2 protein-coding genes are annotated in these 2,151 nt (G+C 65.0%); one reads left to right on the top strand and one right to left on the bottom strand.

Going from position 1 to position 2,151, the window contains the following annotated elements:
- Positions 1 to 281 precede the first annotated feature (281 nt).
- Positions 282 to 635: a cupin domain-containing protein gene (locus EOA60_RS29940; protein ID WP_067322364.1), complete on the top strand. Its 354-nt coding sequence runs from the start codon at positions 282 to 284 to the stop codon at positions 633 to 635.
- 256 nt (positions 636 to 891) lie between these two features.
- Here the strand turns inward: EOA60_RS29940 and EOA60_RS29935 are convergent.
- Positions 892 to 2,151 (bottom strand): acyltransferase family protein (locus tag EOA60_RS29935; RefSeq protein ID WP_164899654.1); only part of this gene is annotated, 1,260 nt, incomplete at its 5' end.

The following is a 2,151-nucleotide window of genomic DNA, read 5'->3' as shown; positions in this document are numbered from 1 at the left end:
GCCTCCTTGAGGTCGATGGTTGCCCCTTCGAGGCACAAACGGTTTCGGGACGGGTGGTGTTCCGAGAAAATTAGGCGGGGATCCTAAGGCCCAGCAAGGAGCGAAGCGGCGCCGAAGCTGTCGATCTTCGCCCTTGCGGGGAAGGTCACGCTTTTCTTCGCCCCGCTGTCTTCGATCTTCGGAGTCGCCATATCGCCACCTGCTGTCGCCGTGCAGCGCGTGCGCGCGCGGCGTCGTCGTCTATTGCCACGTCCAGCCAATCCCAACCGCAGGAGCCTGCCATGACCAAGCCCACCATCCTGAAATTCGGCCCCGTCGAGCATGGCGATGGCGGCGATCTGCCGGGCTGGATCGCGGTCGAGGGATCGCCGACCATGCAGACGACCGTCCAGCACACCAGCGAGGACGGCAAGGTGATGTCCGGCACCTGGCGCGCTTCGCCCGGCACCTATCACGCCACCTACACCGACTATGAATTCGTCCACATGATCGCCGGCCGCATCCTCATCACGCCCGATGGCGGCGAGCCGGTCGAGGTCGGCCCCGGCGACGCCTTCGTGGTCGAAGCCGATTTCAAGGGCACCTGGAAGATCCTCGAGCCGGTGACCAAGCATTTTGTGGTTGTGGCGGAGTGAGCAGAAGCTGCTGATCTCCCCCCGTGCGGGGGATGTCTGGCAGGACAGATGGGTGTGAAGGAACGCCGACGCTCGCACGGTCGCAATCCTCGGGCTTGACCCGAGGATCCATGCCGTGACCTTCGGCGTGAAGCGCTACGGTGCAGAATTCTGTTACTGCTGCAACGCTTTAGCGTCACGGCATGGATCCTAGGGTCTGCGCGCGTCGCTTCGCTCCTTGCTCCGCCCTAGGATCACGAACGACAGGGGCGGCGCCCTACCTTCCCACCTTCGAGATCACGCGCCTTTCCACCTCCGGTTCCAGCGATTCCGCGAATGGGGTCGCCAGATGGTGCTGGTCGCGGAAGGCGAGCTGGCCGTCGATGAAGACGTGGCAGGTTGTGGCGTTGCAGAAGCGGTCGGTGAGGTCGACGTAAGTGGCATTGGGCACGCTGGTGACGATCTCGCGCTCGACCGCCGCCATCTGGTCGTTGGCGGCATAGGCGCGGCTCTGGTCGCAGAGCGATGGCGCCTTGTCGCGCCACAGCGCGCGCGACACGCAGGTGTCGATGTTCTCGTCGTTGAACGGCACGTCGCGGATGAAGGCGATCTTCAGCCCGGCCTTGCTCAAGCTGGTTAGTGTCGAGCGCAGGCCGGCCCGCCATACGGCGTCCGGCGTGTCCGGCTCGCCCTTGCCCGCCGCCATCTTGCGCGAGGAGGTCAGCGCCAGTTCGGAGATCACCACCAGCGAAGGCCTGGCCGCGATGATCTCCTTGATCGCCTGTTCGCGCCACTGGTCGCATTCGCGGTAGTCGCGGTTGAGCTTCGTGACAAAGTAGGAAAACCGTGAGGGCCGGCACGAGCTCTTCAGCCAGGTCTCGACGCGGTAGCCGTTCTTCTTTCCTGCCTCGATCAGCGGTGTCGACCAGTGATCGGCGTGCGAATCGCCGAACAGCGCGATCACGCGCTGGCCATTGCCGAACACGCAGGGTTTCGGCGTTACCGTGTCGTAGCCCTCGACGCAGGCCTTGGCGCGCGCGGTGGCCGGCTCGGCCGCACTTGCCGCGATCGCGCGCTGCTCGGGGTCCTCGGCGCGCACGGCAAGCGCTGCGTTGCCGTAGGCGGCTGCGACGCCGGTGCCGGTCAGGAGGAGGGCCGGCACCAGCGCCCGCGCCGCATTGGCCATAAGCCAGCCATTGCGGCGGATTGGATTCTCGATGAAATGGTAGCTCAGCGCAGAGAGCGCCAACGTCAGCCCGAGGCAGGCGAAGCGTTGCGCAAAAGTCAGCTCCTCGACCAGCATGCCGGCGTAGACGATCACCGGCCAGTGCCAGAGATAGAGCGAGTAGGAAACCTTTCCGATCCACTGCAAGGGCGGCAGCGCCAGGGCGGCATTTACGCAATTCGAGGAAAAGAGCCCCGCGGTTTTCCGTTCGAAATTGCGTGCAAGAATGCCGTCCCTGACGCCGGCCGCGCCCGCCAGCAAGAGAAGGACAGTACCGGCCACGGGCACGAGCGCCAGAAAACCGGGGAAGGG

This window comes from Mesorhizobium sp. M1A.F.Ca.IN.020.06.1.1 (assembly GCF_004023265.1).
In the GTDB taxonomy this organism is placed as follows: domain Bacteria; phylum Pseudomonadota; class Alphaproteobacteria; order Rhizobiales; family Rhizobiaceae; genus Mesorhizobium.
Note: the sequence above shows the minus strand (reverse complement) of the source record. Positions and strands in the feature narration are given on the sequence as shown.

What these genes read in the sequence shown, in the direction of transcription:
- EOA60_RS29940 (WP_067322364.1), top strand. Translation starts at nt 282, where the DNA reads ATGACCAAGCCCACCATCCTGAAATTCGGCCCCGTCGAGCATGGCGAT.